The organism is Pseudomonas sp. NPDC087615 (genome assembly GCF_044743445.1).
Classification (GTDB): Bacteria; Pseudomonadota; Gammaproteobacteria; order Pseudomonadales; family Pseudomonadaceae; genus Aquipseudomonas; species Aquipseudomonas baetica_A.
In genome coordinates, this window is record NZ_JBIUWM010000014.1 from 85,540 (window position 1) to 103,978 (window position 18,439).

The 18,439-nt window shown below is 61.3% G+C and carries 19 protein-coding genes and 1 other RNA gene; 11 read left to right on the forward strand and 9 right to left on the reverse strand.

All coding sequences use genetic code 11. The annotated features are described in order from the left end of the window. Positions 1 to 3: 3 nt before the first annotated feature. Positions 4 to 981, reverse strand: coding sequence for an NADPH:quinone oxidoreductase family protein (locus tag ACIOU6_RS09610; RefSeq protein WP_401135684.1), 978 nt, complete (start codon positions 979 to 981; stop codon positions 4 to 6). A 150-nt stretch (positions 982 to 1,131) separates the two neighbouring features. On the opposite strand from ACIOU6_RS09610, the gene ACIOU6_RS09615 reads away from it, so the two are divergent. Then, entirely contained in the window at positions 1,132 to 1,539 is a 408-nt protein-coding gene (locus ACIOU6_RS09615; protein ID WP_401135687.1) for a flagellar basal body-associated protein FliL, read from the forward strand. Positions 1,540 to 1,558: 19 nt separating this feature from the next. Here the strand turns inward: ACIOU6_RS09615 and ACIOU6_RS09620 are convergent, their stop codons facing one another. From ACIOU6_RS09620 to ACIOU6_RS09635, 4 genes are all read right to left on the reverse strand, one after another. Then, positions 1,559 to 2,677: an ABC transporter permease gene (locus tag ACIOU6_RS09620; protein WP_401135690.1), complete on the reverse strand. Its 1,119-nt coding sequence runs from the start codon at positions 2,675 to 2,677 to the stop codon at positions 1,559 to 1,561. Next, entirely contained in the window at positions 2,677 to 5,400 is a 2,724-nt protein-coding gene (rbbA, locus tag ACIOU6_RS09625; protein ID WP_401135693.1) for a ribosome-associated ATPase/putative transporter RbbA, read from the reverse strand. The genes ACIOU6_RS09620 and rbbA overlap by 1 nt, the downstream gene beginning before the upstream one ends. Continuing rightward, positions 5,397 to 6,362 (reverse strand): HlyD family secretion protein, encoded by a 966-nt coding sequence (locus tag ACIOU6_RS09630; protein WP_221730793.1) that lies wholly within the window; start codon positions 6,360 to 6,362, stop codon positions 5,397 to 5,399. Before ACIOU6_RS09630 ends, rbbA begins: the two co-directional genes overlap by 4 nt. 122 nt (positions 6,363 to 6,484) lie before the next feature. After that, a complete protein-coding gene (locus ACIOU6_RS09635) occupies positions 6,485 to 6,934 on the reverse strand; it encodes an EVE domain-containing protein (RefSeq protein ID WP_401135696.1) in 450 nt (149 codons plus the stop codon). A 197-nt stretch (positions 6,935 to 7,131) separates the two neighbouring features. Between ACIOU6_RS09635 and ACIOU6_RS09640 the strand changes: the two genes are divergently transcribed. Further along, positions 7,132 to 7,287, forward strand: a complete 156-nt coding sequence (locus tag ACIOU6_RS09640; protein WP_221730791.1) for a hypothetical protein — start codon at positions 7,132 to 7,134, stop codon at positions 7,285 to 7,287. Between the two features lie 35 nt (positions 7,288 to 7,322). Here the strand turns inward: ACIOU6_RS09640 and ACIOU6_RS09645 are convergent, their stop codons facing one another. The 4 genes from ACIOU6_RS09645 to ACIOU6_RS09660 form a co-directional block, all read right to left on the reverse strand. After that, entirely contained in the window at positions 7,323 to 7,928 is a 606-nt protein-coding gene (locus tag ACIOU6_RS09645; protein ID WP_221730790.1) for a 5-formyltetrahydrofolate cyclo-ligase, read from the reverse strand. 79 nt (positions 7,929 to 8,007) lie between these two features. Then, a non-coding RNA gene (gene ssrS, locus ACIOU6_RS09650) (6S RNA) lies at positions 8,008 to 8,186 on the reverse strand. A 30-nt stretch (positions 8,187 to 8,216) separates the two neighbouring features. Then, positions 8,217 to 8,534 (reverse strand): cell division protein ZapA, encoded by a 318-nt coding sequence (locus ACIOU6_RS09655; RefSeq protein WP_221730789.1) that lies wholly within the window; start codon positions 8,532 to 8,534, stop codon positions 8,217 to 8,219. Further along, positions 8,531 to 8,740 (reverse strand): TIGR02449 family protein, encoded by a 210-nt coding sequence (locus tag ACIOU6_RS09660; RefSeq protein WP_221730788.1) that lies wholly within the window; start codon positions 8,738 to 8,740, stop codon positions 8,531 to 8,533. The genes ACIOU6_RS09655 and ACIOU6_RS09660 overlap by 4 nt, the downstream gene beginning before the upstream one ends. Before the next feature lie 129 nt (positions 8,741 to 8,869). Here ACIOU6_RS09660 and ACIOU6_RS09665 point away from each other — a divergent pair, with 129 nt between their 5' ends. From ACIOU6_RS09665 to gcvH, 9 genes are all read left to right on the forward strand, one after another. Further along, complete coding sequence (locus ACIOU6_RS09665; RefSeq protein WP_221730787.1) at positions 8,870 to 9,430, forward strand: YecA family protein; 561 nt, start codon at positions 8,870 to 8,872, stop codon at positions 9,428 to 9,430. 27 nt (positions 9,431 to 9,457) lie between these two features. Next, positions 9,458 to 10,792 (forward strand): Xaa-Pro aminopeptidase, encoded by a 1,335-nt coding sequence (gene pepP / locus ACIOU6_RS09670; RefSeq protein WP_401135701.1) that lies wholly within the window; start codon positions 9,458 to 9,460, stop codon positions 10,790 to 10,792. After that, a complete protein-coding gene (gene ubiH / locus ACIOU6_RS09675) occupies positions 10,789 to 11,976 on the forward strand; it encodes a 2-octaprenyl-6-methoxyphenyl hydroxylase (RefSeq protein WP_221730785.1) in 1,188 nt (395 codons plus the stop codon). The genes pepP and ubiH overlap by 4 nt, the downstream gene beginning before the upstream one ends. Beyond that, complete coding sequence (locus ACIOU6_RS09680; protein WP_221730784.1) at positions 11,969 to 12,454, forward strand: DUF4442 domain-containing protein; 486 nt, start codon at positions 11,969 to 11,971, stop codon at positions 12,452 to 12,454. The genes ubiH and ACIOU6_RS09680 overlap by 8 nt, the downstream gene beginning before the upstream one ends. Before the next feature lie 9 nt (positions 12,455 to 12,463). Further along, entirely contained in the window at positions 12,464 to 13,681 is a 1,218-nt protein-coding gene (locus tag ACIOU6_RS09685; protein ID WP_221730925.1) for a 2-octaprenyl-3-methyl-6-methoxy-1,4-benzoquinol hydroxylase, read from the forward strand. A 176-nt stretch (positions 13,682 to 13,857) separates the two neighbouring features. Next, positions 13,858 to 14,862 carry an extracellular solute-binding protein gene (locus ACIOU6_RS09690; RefSeq protein ID WP_221730783.1) on the forward strand — a complete coding sequence of 335 codons (1,005 nt, stop codon included), beginning with the start codon at positions 13,858 to 13,860 and terminating at the stop codon, positions 14,860 to 14,862. Between the two features lie 157 nt (positions 14,863 to 15,019). Beyond that, a complete protein-coding gene (locus ACIOU6_RS09695; RefSeq protein ID WP_401135706.1) occupies positions 15,020 to 16,636 on the forward strand; it encodes an ABC transporter permease in 1,617 nt (538 codons plus the stop codon). Between the two features lie 156 nt (positions 16,637 to 16,792). After that, positions 16,793 to 17,875: a glycine cleavage system aminomethyltransferase GcvT gene (gcvT, locus tag ACIOU6_RS09700; RefSeq protein ID WP_221730781.1), complete on the forward strand. Its 1,083-nt coding sequence runs from the start codon at positions 16,793 to 16,795 to the stop codon at positions 17,873 to 17,875. Positions 17,876 to 17,922: 47 nt separating this feature from the next. Beyond that, a complete protein-coding gene (gcvH, locus tag ACIOU6_RS09705; protein ID WP_221730780.1) occupies positions 17,923 to 18,306 on the forward strand; it encodes a glycine cleavage system protein GcvH in 384 nt (127 codons plus the stop codon). Positions 18,307 to 18,439: the final 133 nt, after the last annotated feature.

Sequence of the window (18,439 nt, forward strand, 5' to 3'; positions counted from 1 at the left end):
CGTTTAGCGCACCTGCACCACCACCTTGCCCACCGCTTTTCGCTGGCCAAGATCATTGATCGCCTGCGCCGCATTGCTCAGCGGATACACCTGCGACACCAACGGTTTCAACTTGCCTTCGGCAAACCAGCCGAACAACTGCTGGAAGTTCGCTGCGTTGTCTTGCGGCTGGCGCTGGGCGAAGGAGCCCCAGAACACGCCGACCACCGCTGCGCCCTTGAGCAGGGCGAGGTTGACTGGCAGTTCGGGAATGCGGCCGCTGGCGAAGCCGACGACCAAGAGGCGGCCGTTCCAGGCGATGGCGCGCACGGCTTGATCAAAAAGATCGCCGCCGACCGGGTCATAGATCACATCAGCGCCTTGGCCGTCGGTGAGGCGTTTGATTTCGTCCTTGAGGCTGGTTTCGCTGTAGTTGATCAGTTCGTCGGCGCCGGCTGCCTTGGCCACCGCGAGTTTTTCCGCGCTGCTGGCAGCGGCGATGACGCGGGCGCCCATGGCTTTGCCGATTTCCACGGCAGCCAGACCGACACCGCCGGATGCACCGAGCACCAGCAGGGTTTCGCCCGGTTGCAGGTTGGCGCGTTGCTTGAGCGCGTGCATCGAGGTGCCGTAGGTCATGCTGAATGCGGCGGCAGTGTTGAAGTCCATCGACGGCGGAATCGGCAGTACGTTGTAGCCCGGCACCGCGACTTGCTCGGCGAAACTGCCCCATCCGGTCAGGGCCATGACCCGGTCGCCAACCTTCAGATGACTGACCTTTTCGCCGACGGCGCTGACCACGCCGGCCGCTTCACCGCCCGGGGAGAACGGGAAGGGCGGCTTGAATTGGTATTTGCCCTCGATGATCAGCGTGTCCGGAAAGTTGACCCCGGCGGCATGCACCTCCAGCAGGATTTCGTTCTTCTTGGCGACAGGACTGGCGACGTCTTCCAGCACCAGCGACTCGGCAGGGCCGAAGGCTTTTCTCAGCACGGCTTTCATCAGGGCTATTCCTTTGGGAGTGATGGCCGATAAGTGTAGGTGTGTCAGTCAACGGGTCAACGAGCATACCCGGCCCTGATAGTCAGCCATAAGCTTGTGCTTGCGCGGCGGGCCGTTATGCTAGGCCGCACACCGGATTAGGAGCGAAGTGTGGACGCGTGGATCATGTTGTTGCTGGCCCTGTCTCTGCCTGTGGCAGCGCAGGCCGAAGAAGCCAAAGAAGGCGAGGCGCCGAAGGTCAACTACATCACCCTGAGCCCGCCGTTCGTGGGCAACTACGGGTTGGACGGCACGCCAAAACTGAAGGTCTACAAGGCCGACGTGGCGCTGCGCGTAACGGGTGAAGAGGCGACCAAACTGGTCAAGGCCAACGAGCCGCTGATCCGCAATCAACTGGTGGCGCTGTTCGCCCAGCAAACCACCGAGGCGATGGGCAGCATCGATGGCAAGGAAAAACTGCGTCAGGAAGCGCTGAAGCAGACTCAGCAAGTGATGAATGACGAGACCGGTAAACCGGTGGTTGAGGATCTGTTGTTCAATAACCTGATCATTCAGTAAACCATCGCCTCGCCGCTGTTCAAGACGCCAGGCTCTTGCGGAATCGCAGCAGGGCAATGACGAAGAACAGCAGGCCGATGGCCGTCAGCGCCAGCAAGTCCGGCCAGACCACGCTCAGCCCGGCGTCGCGAAACAGTATCGCGGCGCTGAGGCTGACAAAGTGCGTGGACGGCGAGCCCTGCATGACCCACTGCAACCACTGCGGCATGCTGTCCAGCGGCGTGCTGCCGCCCGACAGCAGCAACATCGGGATGATCACCGGAATGGCCAGCAGGCCGAACTGTGGCGTCGAGCGCGCCAGGGTCGCCAGGAAGATACCCAGTGCGGTACTGGCAAACAGATAAACCGCAGTCACCAGCAAAAACAGGCTCATCGAGCCCGACAAAGGCACGCCCAGTGCCCCTTTGACGACCACCTCCAGCGACAGCCAGGTGCACACCACCACCACCAGCAGGTTGCTCCATATTTTCGCCAGCATGATTTCCATCGCCGTCAGCGGCAGCACCAGCAAGTGGTCGAGGGTGCCGTGTTCGCGTTCGCGCAGCAGTGCCGTGCCGGTCAGGATGATGGCCAGAATGGTGATGTTGTTGACGATCTGAATCACCGCCAGAAACCAGCCTCCCTCAAGGTTGGTGTTGAACAGGGCGCGACTGACCAGTTTCACCGGGGCCTGGGTCGCGGCTTCGCTCTGCCCGCCATAGGCCTGCAGTTCACGCTGGAATATCCGGCTGATGTAGCCGGCGCCCATGAACGCCTGGCTCATGGCCGTGGCGTCCACATTGACTTGAATGGCCGGTTGGCGTCCGGCAAGCAGATCGGTTTGAAAGCGCGCCGGGATGTTGATGACGAACGTGTACTGGCCGCTGTCCATGACGGGGTCCAGTTGCGCATAAGGCAGCAGCACCGGTGTCTGGAACTCCGGCGGTTGCAGCGCCTGAGCCAGTTGGCGCGAAAGGGCGCTGTGGTCTTCGTCGACGATGGCCACGCTGGCGTTGTGTACGCCGATCACCGAACCGGCGGCCGGCATGTAGATCGCCACGGTGAACGCGTAGAACAGGAACAGCAGCAACACGCTGTCGTGGCGCAGACTGGTGAGCTCTTTGAGTCCCAGGCGCAGGATGTGCGCAAACTTGTGCATCAAACCTCCTGCTTCTTCAGCATGACCAGGCTCAGCCCGGTGAACCCGACAAAGAACCCGAACAAGGCCAGACATTGCGGCCAGAGCTGTCGCAGATTCAGCGCTTTGGTAAACGTGCCCACCGCGATGTCGAGGAAATGGCCGGCCGGAAACAGCATCCCCATGACCGCCGCCGCCCCTTCGAGCGAAGAGCGCGGCACGATCAGCCCGGAAAACTGGATGGTCGGCAGGCTGGTGATGATCATGGTGCCGAGGATCGCGGCGATTTGCGTGCGGGTGAAGGCCGAGATCAGCAGGCCCATGCTGGTGGTCGCCAGCACGTACAGCAAGCCGCCGAACGCCAGGGTCAGCAGGCTGCCCTTGAACGGCACGCCGAACAGCCAGCGGTTCATCGCCACCAGCACGGCGAGGTTGACCAGACTCACCAGCAGGTACGGTGCCTGTTTGCCCAATAGAAACTCCAGGCGCGTCAGGGGTGTGGCGTAGAAGTTGGTGATCGATCCCAGCTCTTTCTCACGCACGATACCGAGCGCGGTCAGCATCGCCGGAATGAACGCCAGGATCAGCGCCATGACCCCGGGGCCGATGGCGTTGACGCTGACCACATCCTGGTTGTAACGAAAGCGGGTTTGCAGGCTGGCGGCCGGTTGGCGGCTTAACGCGGGACTGCTCTGTTCGGCCAGTTGTTGAAGATTGGCCAGATGCACGGCTTCGACGTAGTTGCGACTGGTTTCCGCGCGAAACGGCATGCCGCCATCCAGCCACGCTGCCACTTCGGGCTGGCGCCCGGCGTAGAGGTCACGGCCGAAGCCGGGCGGGATCTCCAGCGCCAGTTTGATTTCCGAGCGTTGCAATCGTCGATGCAGCGCTTGGGCGTCGTGAATGGTTGGCTGTTCCTCGAAGTAGCGCGAGCCGCGAAAGGCTTCCAGATAAGCCCGGCTCTGCGGCGTTTGATCCTGGTCATAAACGGCGAACGCGAGGTTTTCGACGTCCAGGGAGATCCCGTAGCCGAAAATCACCATCATGAAAATCGCCCCCGCCAGCGCAAACACCATGCGTACCTTGTCGCGCAGCAACTCCTTGCCTTCGCGACTGGCCACCGCCAACAGGCGACCGAGGCTCAAACCTTGCTGCTTGACCGGCTCAGTCGCGGCCGTTGGTGCCATTGGCGGTTCGGCCACGGGGCGTGATTCGGCCGTGCCCTGGGCCTGTTCCAGGCAGGTCACGAAGGCCGCTTCCAAAGTGTCGCCGGCGAACTGACGTTGCAGCGCGGCCGGCGTGTCGCAAGCCAATACTTTGCCTGCGTGCATCAGCGAGATGCGGTCGCAGCGCTGGGCTTCGTTCATGAAGTGGGTCGACAGGAAAATCGTCACGCCTTGATCGCGGGACAACTCGATCAGCAACCGCCAGAAGTCGTCGCGTGCCGCGGGGTCGACGCCTGAGGTCGGCTCATCGAGGATCAGCACTTCCGGGCGATGCAACACCGCCACCGCCAGCGAAAGGCGTTGCCGCAGCCCCAACGGCAGTGCGCCGGACGGTTGGTCAGCGACGCCGAGCAGATTGAAGCGTTGGATCAGCCCGTCAATGCGCTTCGCACTCTCGGTTTTGGGCAAGTCGAACAACCGGGCGTGCAGGTCGAGGTTCTGCCGCACACTGAGTTCGCCGTACAGCGAAAAGCTCTGGGACATGAACCCGACCCGCTTGCGCGTGCCCAGATCCTTAGCGTTCACCGGGTTGCCCAGCAGCGTCGCGCTGCCTTCGCTCGCCGGCATCAGCCCGGTCAGGACTTTCATGGTGGTGGTCTTGCCGCAGCCGTTGGAGCCGAGAAAGCCGAAAATCTCGCCGCGACCGATGGCGAAGCTGACGTGGTCCACCGCTGTGAAGTCGCCGAAACGCAGGGTCAGGTCATGGGCTTCGATGGCGATGTCGGTGTTGCCATCGGTGCGGGGCGCAATCACCAGCGGCTCAGCATCGTGATCGCTGTCGCCCTGAAAATGAGTAAAGGCGTCATCGAGTTTGCCGCTCGGAGTGACAGCTGCCAGTTCATGGCTCAGACCGGTGGCGATCAACTTGCCGCCATCGAGCATCAAGCACTGTTCGAACTGTTCGGCTTCCTCCATGTAGGCCGTGGCCACCAGCAGGGTCAATTGCGGGCGCTGGCGTCGCACATCGTCGATCAGTTCCCAAAAGCGCCGGCGCGAGAGTGGATCGACGCCGGTGGTCGGCTCATCGAGGATCAGCAGATCCGGTTCATGAATCAGCGCGCAGCACAGCCCCAGCTTCTGCTTCATGCCGCCGGACAACTTGCCGGCCGGGCGATCGGCGAATTTCAGCAGATCCGTGGCGAGCAGCAGGTTGTGCATGCGTTGCTCGCTTTCGGCATTCGACAGGCCAAAGAGTGTGGCAAAGAACTGAATGTTCTCGGTGATCGACAGTTCGGGATACAAGTTGCCGCCCAGCCCCTGAGGCATGAAGGCGATGCGTGCATAGAGCGTGTTGCGATGGTGGCGATCCTGAATCGGGCCGCCCAGGACGTCCAGTTGGCCTTGCTGCAGGGCTTTTACGCCGGCGATCAGTCCCAGCAGACTGGACTTGCCCGCGCCATCGGGGCCGATCAGCCCGCAACGGGTGCCGACCGGCAGGCTGAAGGCAATGTCGCTCAACGCCTGCTGTTTACCGTAGCGGTGGACGATACCGGTCGCCTGAACCGCGCAGTTGCTCATTGCAAATTGGCCGGCCAGGCCATCGGCGCGGTGCGCACATAGCCGGCACCGGGCATGCCGGGTTTGGCCTGCGGCACGGCGCTGGGTTGCACCAGTTGCAGCTTGACGCGGAACACCAGTTTTTGCCGCTCGTCGCGGGTCTCGACCTCTTTAGGAGTGAACTGCGATTTGGCGGCAACGAAGCTGATTGTCGCGGGCAACGGCTTGTCTGGCAGGGCATCGAGCAGGACTCGCGCTTCATCGCCCACCGCCAGGCGCCCAGCCACGGAGGCTGACAGGTAGAGATTCATGTATTGGTCGTTAGGGTCGATCAACAACAACACCCGACCGCCAGCCCCCAGCACCTCGCCGGGCTCGGCCATGCGCAACTGGATCACTCCGTCGATGGGTGCGCGCAAGCTGCTGTCATCGATCTCACTGGTCAACTGCGCCACTTGCGCCTGCGCCGCCCCGATCGCCGCACCTACCGCAGACACTTGGGCCCGGGCTGCGTTGACGGCGGCGTTACCGGTGCCGATGCGTGATTGCAACTGATCGATGACCTGGGCGCTGACGTAACCGTGCTTGAACAGCGATTGGGATCGGCCAATCTCTTGCTGGGCCAGCAGCAACTCACTCTGGCGCAATTGCACGTTGGCCTGCGCGGCGTTGAGGTTTTCCCGGGCGCGCAAGACTTCGGCTTCGGCCTGGTTGCGCTCGGCCTCGAGGGTGCGGGTGTCCATGCGGGCGAGCAATTGCCCTTTGCTGACCTTGTCGCCTTCATCGACCAGCACCTCGGCCAGGCGGCCGGGCGTCTTGCTGGCGATCTGCACCTCGGTGGCTTCCAGTCGTCCATTGCCCAGCGAAAGGCCTTCGGGCATGCGGTTGCTTACCGAAAGCCAGTAACCGAAGCCACCCGCTCCCGCCAGCAGAACCAGGAGAGCCCCGGCGTATATGAGTGAAGATCGGCTGTGCGTTGGCATGAGGGCATCCTGCGGCTGTTGCGTCCAGTCTGACGGTTCAAGCGACGGCGTCGCTTGATGTCAGTCAAATGAGCGCCAAGCCTAGCCCCTTTTGTGAGTAAAGAACGGTGACCGAAGAGTTCTCAGCGCAATCCGAGTACCGCAGCCCATTGCTGGGGTGTGACGGGCATGACTGACAGGCGACTGCCTTTTTGCACCAGCGGCATTTCGGCCAGTGCGGTCTGCTGCTTGAGGTAGTCCAGCTTCAAGACCCGTGAAAATGTTTCGACATGGGCGACATCAATCGCGCTCCAGGCGTTTTTCTCCGGTGTGGCCTTCGCATCGAAGTAATGACTCTCCGGCTCCAGAGCCGTCGGATCGGGGTAGGCCGCTTGAATGATTTTGCCAATCCCGGCAATGCCCGGCTCAGGGCAACTGGAATGGTAGAAAAAGAACTCATCGCCCACTGCCATCGCCCGCAGGAAGTTGCGCGCCTGATAGTTGCGCACACCGTCCCAGCGCGCTTTGCCGAGTTTCTCCAGGCCTTTGATTGAGAGTTCGTCGGGCTCGGATTTCATCAGCCAATAGGCCATGTGTTTTTCTCCTGGCGGAATGGGTGGGCAAGTTGTCGGGCAATTTTATGACAAACCGACGGTCGGTTGACGTCAGCGTTTGCGCACAGGTTCACGTTGCCGCAAAATGCCGGCCTTTAAAGCTTGACGCTGCTGCACGGCCTACGAACGGAAACCGCTGCTGTCATCGTGATGATGTGCCTTGAGGGGGGCAATCGATGAAACGCAAACCGGATTTGCTATGGACTTTGGTTATTTTGTTTGGCTTGGGCGTCGTGACCACCGGTTACGCGCAGAGCCTTTGGACCAACAAGGCCGACGCTCCAATCGAAGTCGCGCAACAGGTTCAACAGTCGACCGCGTTCAAACGCTGAAACTGTCTTTTCGACGCCGCTGATCTGCGCGGCGTCTATCGCGCGAAATACCATGCCTTGTCAGTGACCGTGCCTTGCAACGGTACATCCCAGCTCGCCTGCGCCAATCGTTCGACTTTCTGACATTCATGGGCAAGCCCCAGCAGCGTCGGCTTGCGCCAGTTCTTGCGCCGCGCCAGATACGCGAGGCTGCGATCATAGAAGCCGCCGCCCATTCCCAGTCGACCACCGACGTCGTCGAATCCCACCAGCGGCAATAACACCAGATCCAGTGTCCAGATCTTGCGCTGGCGAGCCAGATTGGCGCGCGGCTCGAGAATGCGGAAGCGATTGGGTTTGAGTTTTTCGCCGGGACAGATGCGCTGGAAAACCATTTTGGTGCGTGGCCAGGCGCTGAGCACCGGCAGGTACGTGGCCTTGCCCCGACGCTGCGCTTCACGCAGCAGCAGGCGTGGGTCGATTTCACCGTCGGTGGGCAGGTACAGGGAAATGTGTTTTGCCCGGCGAAAGTGCGGGTCTTGCGCCAGTTGCCGGAACAAGCCTTTGGCGGCCTGACGTTGTTCGCCCGGTGTCAGTGAGCGGCGCGCCTTGCGCAGCAGGCGGCGGAGTTGCGGGCGGGGCAGTAGCGCGGGTTCGGTCATGGTTCGGCTTCGGCAGGTTGGACGAAAACGTACGCATAAAAAATCCGATGTCGGCATGAACCGACATCGGATTCGAATCAGGCTCCCCGGATGAACCGCTGTCAACTTAGCCCTTGAACCCGAAAGTTCAAGGTGGAAGATGCAGTAGACTTTAAGGCTTTCCGTCTGGCGGACATGCACACCAGCCCAACGTGCAACTTCCAGGGTAGTGCGAATCGGCTCAGGGACATCGTCAACTGGCAAGCACCCCAGGGAGTGCGGCGAGTATACCTCAAGCGGTCTGGCGAATCAGCCTTTGCTGACGTCCGGATCGTCGGCCAGCACCAGATCGACACGATCGAGCAAGTCGCGTACCTGTTCACGGGTCGAGCCGCTGGCCTGAATATCCGGGCGCTCTTCTTTGTGCAATAGATCGTGCGTGATGTTCAGCGCAGCCATCACGGCAATGCGGTCGGCACCGATGACTTTGCCGCTGCTGCGGATCTCGCGCATTTTGCCGTCCAGGTAGCGTGCGGCACTGACCAGATTGCTGCGTTCTTCCTGCGGGCAGATGATCGAATATTCTTTGTCGAGGATCTGCACGGTAACGCTATTGCTTGAACTCATGAGTCTTGCTCCAGGGCCTTGAGGCGCGAAATCATCGATTCGACCTTACGCCGGGCGATTTCGTTTTTTTCAATGAGGTGAGCGCGTTCCTCGCGCCAGGTCTTTTCCTGAGCAAGTAAGAGTGTATTTTGACTCTTTAGTTGCTCGACTCGGGTAATCAGTCTTTCGAGTCTGGCCATCAGCGCTTGCAGGTCGGTGTCTTCCATTGGGGTTCACTGAGTTCGTGTCTGACGGGAGGTGACAGCCGGACAGCCTTTAATAGTCTTGGCGAGTCTGTCGATGTAGGATACAAGGCCTTCATTCTAGACATAGCGCCGTCTGGCGCCTAGCTGCCCATGACCATTGCCAATTCCCCGTACCAAGCTTTTGCCACCCTGCTGACTGCCAGCGGCCACAACGTCTCGCCTGCCGAACTGCATGGCCTGCTGCTCGGACGCAGTTGCGCCGGTGCCGGCTTCAATGCCGAAGAGTGGCTGATCGATGCCGCCGAACTGCTGGAAAGCGAGCCCCAGGACAACGTCCGCAACGCCCTGATCGGCCTGCAAGAGATGGTCAAGGGTGAGTTGACCGGCGACGACGTGACGGTCGTTCTGCTGCTGCCAACCGACGATGCCCCACTCGCTGACCGCGCTGCTGCACTGGGCCAATGGTGCCAGGGTTTCCTCAGCGGTTTCGGCCTCAACTGCCGCGACAGCAGCATGCTCAGCACAGAAGCCACCGAAGTGCTGCAGGATCTGGCAGCCATTTCCCAGGTGCAAGATGCCCTGGAAGAATCCGAAGACGGCGAGACCGACTACATGGAAGTCATGGAGTATCTGCGCGTTGCGCCGCTGCTGCTGTTCTCGGAAACCAAGAAAGCCGACGTGCCGCCAGCCGCCAAGCCGTCGCTGCATTAATCGCGTGCCAGGGAAAGCCATCTGCCCATGACCCATATCCCGAAAGCGGAATACAGCCGTCGCCGCAAGGCCTTGATGGCGCAGATGGAACCCAACAGCATCGCGATCCTGCCTGCCGCCGCAGTTGCCATCCGCAACCGCGACGTCGAGCACGTCTACCGTCAGGACAGCGATTTTCAATACCTCAGCGGGTTCCCCGAACCTCAGGCCGTGATCGTCCTGATGCCCGGCCGCGAGCATGGCGAATACGTGCTGTTCTGCCGTGAACGCAACGCCGAACGCGAATTGTGGGACGGCTTGCGCGCCGGCCAGGAAGGCGCGATCCGCGACTTCGGTGCCGACGACGCATTCCCGATCACCGACATCGACGACATCCTGCCGGGCCTGATCGAAGGCCGCGACCGGGTGTATTCGGCGATGGGGAGCAACCCGGAGTTTGATCGGCACCTGATGGACTGGATCAACGTGATCCGCTCCAAGGCGCACCTAGGCGCTCAGCCGCCGAACGAATTCGTTGCTTTGGATCATCTGCTGCACGACATGCGCCTGTATAAATCGGCGGCAGAAGTGAAGGTGATGCGCGAAGCGGCACGAATCTCGGCCCAGGCTCACATTCGTGCAATGCAGGCCAGCCGCGCCGGGCTCTACGAATACAGCCTCGAAGCCGAGCTCGATTACGAATTCCGCAAGGGCGGGGCGAAAATGCCGGCTTACGGCTCGATCGTCGCCGCCGGGCGCAACAGCTGCATCCTGCATTACCAGCAGAATGACGCACTGCTCAAGGATGGCGATCTGGTGCTGATCGACGCCGGTTGCGAGATCGACTGCTATGCCAGCGACATCACCCGCACCTGGCCGGTCAACGGCAAGTTTTCGCCTGAGCAGAAAGCGATTTACGAATTGGTATTGGCTTCGCAGGAAGCCGCGTTCGCCGAAATCGCCCCGAACAAGCACTGGAATCAGGCGCACGAAGCCACAGTACAAGTGATCACCACCGGGCTGGTGAAGCTGGGGCTGCTGCAAGGCGACGTCGACGAGTTGATCGCGACGCAAGCCTATAAAGCCTTTTACATGCACCGCGCCGGCCACTGGCTGGGCATGGATGTGCACGACGTTGGCGAGTACAAGGTCGGCGGTGAATGGCGCGTGCTGGAAGTCGGCATGGCGCTGACCGTGGAACCGGGCATCTACATCGCCCCGGACAATCAGAACGTAGCGAAGAAATGGCGTGGCATTGGCGTACGCATCGAGGACGACGTGGTAGTGACCAAGAGTGGCTGTGAAATCCTGACCCACGGCGTACCGAAAACCGTCGCCGACATCGAAGCGCTGATGGCCCAAGCACGGACACACGCAGCATGAGTCGAGTCAATCTGGCAATCATCGGTGGCGGCCTGGTCGGTGCCAGTCTGGCATTGGCCCTGCAGGCCGGAGCCAAGGCCCGCGGCTGGAAAATCGTCCTGATCGAACCGTTCGCCCCCGGCGACAGTTGGCAGCCAAGCTATGACGCGCGCTCGTCGGCGCTGTCCTTCGGTTCGCGGCAAATCTACCAACGGTTGGGCGTTTGGCAGGAAATCTCCCGCCGTGCCGAGCCGATCAAACAGATTCATGTGTCCGATCGTGGGCGCTTCTCCACCGCGCGTTTGTCGGCGATGGAAGAGGGCGTGCCGGCGCTCGGTTACGTGGTGGAAAACGCCTGGCTCGGCCAGTGCCTTTGGCAGCACATTGATAAAGAAGTGATCAGTTGGCGCTGCCCGGCGGAGGTCACCCGTATGGAGCCGCTGCCCGATGGCTATCGCCTGACCCTCAACGATGAAACCACCCTTGAATGCGACCTCGCGGTGTTGGCCGATGGCGGTCGCTCGGGCCTGCGCGAGCAATTGGGCATCAACGTGCGCAAGCGTCCGTACAACCAGAGCGCGCTGATCGCCAACATCACCCCGAGCGAAGCGCATAACGGCATGGCCTTCGAGCGCTTCACCGACGAAGGGCCGATGGCGCTGCTGCCACTGCCGGAAAACCGCTGTGCTCTGGTCTGGACCCGTCTGGGCATGGACGCGCAACGTCTGGCTGACTTGAGCGAGCGCGATTTCCTCAGTGAATTGCAGGGCGTGTTCGGTTATCGCCTCGGCACGTTGAAGCAGGTCGGCGCGCGACATTTGTATCCGCTGTCGCTGGTGGAGGCCGAAGAGCAGGTGCGCTCGCATTTGGCCGTGCTCGGCAACGCTGCGCACAGCCTGCATCCAATTGCCGGGCAGGGCTTCAACCTGTCTTTGCGTGATGCCGATGCCTTGGCTGCCGCCTTGCTCGGCAGTGACAAACCGCTGGGCGACTTCGCCACGTTGCAGGCGTACCGCGAGCGTCAGCGTCTGGATCAAGACCTGACTGTCGGCTTCTCCGATCAGGTCACGCGTTTGTTCGGCAGTTCCCAGCCGCTGGTCTCGCTAGGTCGCAACATCGGTTTGCTCGGACTTGATCTGCTGCCACCGGCCAAGCGCTGGTTCGCCCGTCAGGCCATGGGCCTTGGAACGCGTCCTGATGCTTAACTGGTTGATCCGTTCGTTCGGCAAGGCACGATTGATGCGCTGGGTGATGACGCTCTACCCGCCCTACTTCGGTGCCGGTGTGCGCGTGCGGCACATCAGCGATGACTTTCGCGACGTTCAGGTGTCGATGGGGCTGGGCTGGTACAACCGCAATTACGTGGGCACCCAGTTCGGTGGCAGCCTGTATTCGATGGTCGATCCGTTCTTCATGCTGATGCTGATGGAAAACCTCGGGTCGCGTTACATCGTCTGGGACAAGGCGGCCGACATCGATTTCATCGCGCCGGGCAAAGGCACGGTGTTCGCCCGGTTCAACATCGACGACACCTTGCTCGACGAGATCCGGCGACAGACCGCCAATGGCGAGAAATACCTGCCGCAGTTGCAGGTCGACATTCATGACGGCGCCGGCAATCTTGTGGCGCGGGTCGGTAAAACCCTTTACGTGCGGCTCAAGCCGCAAGCGAGACAGGCTTAAAGCATGGAAATGCGCGCAGATCTGCTGATTGTCGGAGCCGGAATGGTCGGCAGCGCCCTGGCGCTGGCGTTGCAGGACAGTGGGCTGGAAGTCCTGCTGCTCGACGGCAGCCCGCTGAGCGTCAAACCGTTCGATGCTCAAGCGCCATTTGAACCGCGTGTCAGCGCGCTATCGGCCGCTAGCCAACGAATTCTCGAGCGCCTCGGCGTATGGGACGGCATCGCCCAGCGGCGCAGCAGCCCGTACACCGACATGCATGTCTGGGACGGCAGCGGCACCGGGCAGATTCACTTTTCGGCGAGCAGCGTGCACGCCGATGTGCTTGGCCATATCGTCGAAAACCGCGTGGTGCAGGATGCCTTGCTCGACCGCTTGCATGACTGCGATCTGGGCATGTTGGCCAACGCCCGACTGGAGCAGATGCGCCGTTCGGGTGACGATTGGTTGCTGACCCTGGCCGATGGTCGTCAATTACGCGCGCCGCTGGTGATCGCGGCGGATGGTGCCAACTCGGCGGTGCGTCGCCTGACAGGTGTGGCCACTCGCGAGTGGGATTACCTGCACCACGCCATCGTCACCAGCGTGCGTTGCAGCCAACCGCATCAGATGACCGCGTGGCAGCGCTTTACCGACCACGGGCCGCTGGCGTTTCTGCCGCTGGAGCGTGATGGGCAGCAGGATTGGTGCTCGATCGTGTGGTCGACCACGCCAAGTGAGGCCGAGCGTCTGATGGCGTTGGATCAGGCAGATTTCTGCCGCGAGCTGGAACGCGCCTTTGAAGGTCGACTTGGCGACGTGATCAGTGCTGATCCTCGCCTGTGCGTGCCGCTGCGTCAGCGTCACGCCAAGCGTTATGTGGCCGAAGGCCTGGCGCTGATCGGCGATGCCGCGCACACCATTCACCCGTTGGCCGGGCAAGGCGTGAACCTGGGTTTTCTTGATGCGGCGGTGCTGGCTGAAGTCCTGTTGCAAGCGGCGGAGCGCGGCGAGCGTCTGGCCGATGTGAAAGTGCTGAGCCGTTACGAGCGTCGGCGCATGCCACACAATCTGGCGCTGATGGCGGCGATGGAAGGCTTTGAGCGGTTGTTCCAGGCCGATCCATTGCCGGTGCGCTGGTTGCGTAATGCCGGGTTGAAACTGGTCGAGCAGATGCCGGAAGCCAAGGCGCTGTTTGTGCGCGAGGCCCTCGGTTTGACCGGTGATCTTCCGGCCCTCGCCAAGCCCTGAGATTTTCATTGAGGCTACAGGCCTCTTCGCTGGCTCGCTCGCGAAGGGGCCACAACCGACAGCACAAATTACAGGCTGCGCAACATCTGGTAACTCCTTGGGAAAGTGTTCGATTGAGAACCTAAATGTGAGTCCTTATCATTTGGCCCACCTTTTCCGACCGAGAGATCACTCCCATGTTGGCACCCAAGCGTCTTCTGACCGCACTGGCCTTGACCCTGATCGGCACCACCGCCGCCCAGGCCGCTGACGAGGTAGTGGTTTACTCCTCGCGTATCGATGAACTGATCAAACCGGTATTCGATGCCTACACCGCCAAGACCGGGGTGAAGATCAAGTTCATCACCGACAAGGAAGCGCCGCTGATGCAGCGCATCAAGGCCGAAGGCGAAAACGCCACGGCCGACCTGTTGCTGACCGTCGATGCCGGTAACCTCTGGCAGGCCGAGCAGATGGGCATTCTCCAGCCGTTCACTTCCAAAGCCATCGATGCCAACATTCCCGCCCAATACCGCTCGTCCACCCATGCCTGGACCGGCCTGAGCCTGCGCGCACGGACCATCGCCTATTCCACCAAACGGGTGAAACCGGGCGAACTCACCACCTACGAAGCGCTGGCCGACAAAAACTGGGAAGGCCGCCTGTGCCTGCGCACCGCGAAGAAGGTCTATAACCAGTCGCTGACCGCCACCATGATCGAAGTCCATGGCGCAGCGAAGACCGAAGAAATCCTCAAGGGCTGGGTCAATAACCTGTCCACCGACGTCTTCTCCGACGACGTCGCGGTGCTCGAAGCGATCAACGCCGGGCAATGCGATGCTGGCATCGTTAACACTTACTACTACGGCCGTCTGCACAAGCAGAAGCCGGATCTGGCGGTAAAACTGTTCTGGCCGAATCAGGCCGATCGCGGTGTACACGTCAACCTGTCGGGTATCGGTCTGACCCAACATGCGCCGCACCCTGAAGCCGCCAAGGCGCTGGTCGAGTGGATGACCACTCCTGATGCGCAGAAAATTTTCGCTGACGTGAACCAGGAGTTCCCGGCCAACCCGGCGGTGGCGCCGTCCGAAGAAGTCGCAGCGTGGGGCAAGTTCGTGGCTGACACCTTGCCGGTGGAAGTGGCAGGCAAGCGTCAGGCTGAAGCGATTCGGTTGATGGATCGGGCGGGTTGGAACTGAGCTATCTGATGTGCAGATTGATCGTTCTCACGCTCCGCGTGGGAATGCATCCTTCGACGCTGCGCGTCGATTCGCTGAAACCATGACGCGGAGCGTCATAAGATGTGTGCCCACGCAGAGCGTGGGCACAATCATTTAGCCCCTCAGAGAGCCAAAAGTGGCCCACCCCGCCCAACGCCGCTGGTATCCCATCGTCTTCGCCATTGCCGCGCTGGTGCTGTTGCCCCTGAGCGTCCTGCTGCTCTCATGGCAGAGCATCGACCAGCAGATCTGGTCGCACCTGTGGCAAACCCAGATGCCGCGTCTGTTAGGCAACACCCTGACGCTGGTGCTGGGCGTCGGTGTCGGAGTGACGCTGCTCGGCGTCAGCCTCGCCTGGCTCACCAGCCTGTGCGAATTCCCAGGGCGCCGCTGGCTCGACTGGGCGCTGATGTTGCCGTTCGCCATCCCGGCCTACGTGCTGGCGTTTGTCTTTGTCGGCCTGCTTGATTTCGCCGGCCCCGTGCAAACCCTGCTGCGCGAATGGTTCGGCCCGGGCCTGCGACTGCCGCGGGTGCGCTCCACCGGCGGGGTGGTAGTGGTACTGGTGCTGGTCTTCTATCCCTACGTTTACCTGCTGGCGCGCACCGCGTTCCTCGCGCAGGGCAAAGGGCTGATGGAAGCGGCGCGGGTGCTTGGCCAATCACCGTGGCAAGCGTTCTGGCGCGTGGCGTTGCCGATGGCGCGTCCGGCCATCGGCGCCGGCGTGGCGCTGGCGCTGATGGAAACCCTCGCCGATTTTGGCGCGGTGTCGGTGTTCAACTTCGACACCTTCACCACCGCCATCTACAAAACCTGGTACGGCTTCTTCAGCCTGTCGAGCGCTGCGCAACTGGCCAGCCTGTTGCTGCTGGTGGTGATGCTGGTGCTGTATGGCGAGCGCCGAGCGCGGGGGGCGAACCGGGCGGGCAACGAGCGGCCGCGGGTCAAGGCGTTGTATCACTTGCGTGGGTTGAAGGCGTTCGCGGCAATGAGTTGGTGCGGATTGGTTTTCGCCTGTGCGTTCGTCATTCCGCTGTTGCAACTGATCGTCTGGTTCTGGCAGCGCGGACGCTTCGATCTGGATGAGCGCTACGTCGGACTGATCATCCACACCCTGTACCTGGGGGGGATGGCGGCGTTGATTACTGTCAGCGTTGCGTTGTTGCTGGCCTTCGCCCGACGTCTGGCGCCCACCCGTGCGATTCGCTCCGGGGTGAGTCTGGCCAACCTCGGTTACGCCTTGCCAGGGTCGGTGCTGGCGGTATCGATCATGTTGGCGTTCAGTTACCTGGACCGGGAAATGGTGATCCCGCTCTCCGGCTGGCTCGGTGGTGCAGGCAAACCGTTGCTGCTCGGCAGTCTGGCAGCGTTGCTGATGGCGTATCTGGTGCGGTTTATCGCTGTGGCCTATGGCCCGTTGGAAAACAGCCTGGCGCGTATACGGCCCTCTTTGCCCGAAGCGGCACGTAGCCTCGGTGTCAGTGGGCCACGACTGTTTTTCAAAGTGTATCTGCCGTTGTTGTTGCCCGGGACGTTGAGCGCGGCGTTGCTGGTGTTCGTCGATGTGCTCAAGGAAATGCCCGCAACCCTGCTGATGCGCCCGTTTGGCTGGGATACGCTGGCTGTGCGCATCTTTGAAATGACCAGCGAAGGGGAGTGGGCGAGGGCTTCGCTGCCAGCATTGACGCTTGTATTGGTCGGGCTGTTACCGGTCATTGGCTTGATCAGACGTTCTGCACACAGAAACACTTAGTCGTCAGTCCTGAATCATGCGGCTACAATGCGCGGCATTCGGTGCGGATCGTCTGACAGACCCGTTCGCTGAACTCGGCTGAAAGCCTTCTATTTCAAGGCTTGAGCGCCGTGCAGCGGCTGTCCGCACCTTCGCCACGCCCGGAAGGAGAAACCCATGGGACAGCGTACGCCTCTGTATGACCTGCATCTGGCCCTCGGCGCGAAGATGGTCGATTTTGGCGGTTGGGACATGCCACTGCATTACGGCTCGCAGGTCGAGGAGCATCACGAAGTGCGCCGCGATTGCGGGGTGTTCGATGTGTCCCACATGACCGTTATCGACGTTGATGGTCCTCAGGCCAAGGCCTGGCTCCAGCATTTGCTGGCCAACGATGTCGAACGCCTGCACCGCCCCGGCCGTGCGTTGTACAGCACCATGCTCAATGAGCGCGGCGGGATCGTCGACGACATGATCGTCTATCGCCTCGACGACGGTTATCGCCTGGTGGTCAACGCCTCCACCCGCGATCAGGATCTGGCCTGGATGCAGGCGCAACTGGCCGGGTTCGACGTGCAATTGCACGAACGTTCAGAGCTGGCGATGCTCGCCATTCAAGGCCCGCAGGCCCGGCACAAGATTGCCGAACTGGTGACCCAATCCCGCGCCACGCTGATCCAGCACCTCAAACCTTTCGAAGCTTACGCTGACGGCGACTGGTTCATTGCCCGCACCGGTTACACCGGTGAGGACGGTCTGGAAATCGCCCTGCCAGCGGATCAGGCGCCAGCGTTTTTCAACGATCTGGTCGGCGCCGGCATTTCCCCGATTGGCCTGGGCGCCCGCGACACCCTGCGCGTTGAAGCCGGGATGAACCTCTACGGTCAGGACATTCATCAAGACGTTTCGCCACTGGCCTCGAACATGGCCTGGAGCATTGCCTGGGAACCGGCATCGCGTCAGTTCATTGGCCGCGCGGCGCTTGAGGCGGAAAAAGCCGCTGGCATTGCGCACAAACTGGTCGGTCTGGTGCTGGAAGAACGTGGTGTTTTGCGCGCTCATCAAGTGGTTCGTATCGCCGATGTTGGCGAAGGGGAGATCACCAGTGGTAGTTTCTCTCCTACGCTAAGCAAATCGATTGCCCTGGCGCGTGTTCCGATGGCCACTGCCGACCGCGCCGAAGTGGAAATCCGTGGCAAGTGGTACCCGGTACGCGTGGTCAAACCGACCTTCGTGCGCCATGGCAAAACTTTGATCTAACCTTTCCGGCGGGCACGACCGCTGATAATTTCCTGAGGACACCGAGCATGAGCAATATCCCCGCTGAACTGCGTTTTGCCGAAAGTCATGAGTGGGCGCGTCTGGAAACCGACGGCACCGTTACCGTGGGCATCAGCGATCACGCGCAGGAAGCGCTGGGCGACGTGGTGTTCGTTGAGCTGACCGAAGTGGGCAAAGTGTTTGCGGCTGAAGATCAGGCCGGAGTGGTCGAATCGGTGAAAGCTGCTTCCGACATCTATGCCCCGATCAGCGGTGAAGTGATTGCCGTCAACGAAGAGCTGAGCGGCTCGCCGGAACTGCTCAACTCCGATCCGTATGGCGCGTGGATCTTCAAGCTCAAGCCAAGCGACACCGCTGATCTGGAAAAACTGCTCGATGCAGCGGCCTACAAGGCTGCCATCGGCGAGTAAGCCAAACGCAATACCCTAAGCCCCGATCCGTCGGGGCTTTTTTGTGGTGCGCCAGGCATGGCGCGTAGCGCCGTGACTGGCGCTGTTCAGCTCACTGTGGTGGTGAGCCGAACGACTTGGAGGTGAAAGTCCT

Coding starts and splice junctions, on each gene's coding strand:
- ACIOU6_RS09610 (WP_401135684.1), bottom strand. CDS start 981: ATGAAAGCCGTGCTGAGAAAAGCCTTCGGCCCTGCCGAGTCGCTGGTG.
- ACIOU6_RS09620 (WP_401135690.1), bottom strand. CDS start 2,677: ATGCACAAGTTTGCGCACATCCTGCGCCTGGGACTCAAAGAGCTCACC.
- rbbA (WP_401135693.1), bottom strand. CDS start 5,400: ATGAGCAACTGCGCGGTTCAGGCGACCGGTATCGTCCACCGCTACGGT.
- ACIOU6_RS09630 (WP_221730793.1), bottom strand. CDS start 6,362: ATGCCAACGCACAGCCGATCTTCACTCATATACGCCGGGGCTCTCCTG.
- ACIOU6_RS09635 (WP_401135696.1), bottom strand. CDS start 6,934: ATGGCCTATTGGCTGATGAAATCCGAGCCCGACGAACTCTCAATCAAA.
- ACIOU6_RS09640 (WP_221730791.1), top strand. CDS start 7,132: ATGAAACGCAAACCGGATTTGCTATGGACTTTGGTTATTTTGTTTGGC.
- ACIOU6_RS09645 (WP_221730790.1), bottom strand. CDS start 7,928: ATGACCGAACCCGCGCTACTGCCCCGCCCGCAACTCCGCCGCCTGCTG.
- ACIOU6_RS09655 (WP_221730789.1), bottom strand. CDS start 8,534: ATGAGTTCAAGCAATAGCGTTACCGTGCAGATCCTCGACAAAGAATAT.
- ACIOU6_RS09660 (WP_221730788.1), bottom strand. CDS start 8,740: ATGGAAGACACCGACCTGCAAGCGCTGATGGCCAGACTCGAAAGACTG.
- ACIOU6_RS09665 (WP_221730787.1), top strand. CDS start 8,870: ATGACCATTGCCAATTCCCCGTACCAAGCTTTTGCCACCCTGCTGACT.
- pepP (WP_401135701.1), top strand. CDS start 9,458: ATGACCCATATCCCGAAAGCGGAATACAGCCGTCGCCGCAAGGCCTTG.
- ubiH (WP_221730785.1), top strand. CDS start 10,789: ATGAGTCGAGTCAATCTGGCAATCATCGGTGGCGGCCTGGTCGGTGCC.
- ACIOU6_RS09680 (WP_221730784.1), top strand. CDS start 11,969: ATGCTTAACTGGTTGATCCGTTCGTTCGGCAAGGCACGATTGATGCGC.
- ACIOU6_RS09685 (WP_221730925.1), top strand. CDS start 12,464: ATGCGCGCAGATCTGCTGATTGTCGGAGCCGGAATGGTCGGCAGCGCC.
- ACIOU6_RS09690 (WP_221730783.1), top strand. CDS start 13,858: ATGTTGGCACCCAAGCGTCTTCTGACCGCACTGGCCTTGACCCTGATC.
- gcvT (WP_221730781.1), top strand. CDS start 16,793: ATGGGACAGCGTACGCCTCTGTATGACCTGCATCTGGCCCTCGGCGCG.
- gcvH (WP_221730780.1), top strand. CDS start 17,923: ATGAGCAATATCCCCGCTGAACTGCGTTTTGCCGAAAGTCATGAGTGG.